General features: G+C 67.0%; 1 protein-coding gene. It reads right to left on the bottom strand.

The window, feature by feature from the left end:
* The coding region (locus JCM25156_RS20185) for an MFS transporter (RefSeq protein WP_025814591.1) at positions 1–506 on the bottom strand (506 nt) is incomplete at both ends.

Here is a 506-nt window from a genome sequence, read left to right as displayed (position 1 = left end):
CACCCCACGCACAGCAGCGCCGCCGGAATGACCGGCAACCCCACCATAAGCCGCCAGTGCCCCCCGCCCGAAAAGATTCCCCCCGCCAGATAACCGAGCAGGATCCCGGCGGACTGGAGCATGGAGAAGGTGGACACCATGGTGCCCCGCATCACCCCGGTAGTCAGTTCGGAAATGTAAAGCGGGGCGGTGAAGGTGCAGATGCCGATGGCCATTCCGATCAGGAACCGCCCCAGCAGGATCTGTTCGATCACCCCCGCCGTGGCGCAGAGCAGCGCCCCCAGCCCGATCAGCAGCGTCGCGACCCCCAGCGTCAGCTTGCGCCCGAAACGGCGCGAGAACACGCCCGCCCCCAGTGAGCCGAGCAGCGCGCCGATCATCAGCACCGACACGATCCATTCCTGCATGCGCGGCGAAGCATGGAAATCATGGCCGATAAAGCCCAGGGCCTCGGCGATCAGTCCCGTATCCAGCCCGACCAGCAGGCCGGCGGCGGCCGTGGTCAG

The organism is Komagataeibacter kakiaceti JCM 25156 (assembly GCF_000613305.1).
Note: the sequence above shows the minus strand (reverse complement) of the source record. Positions and strands in the feature narration are given on the sequence as shown.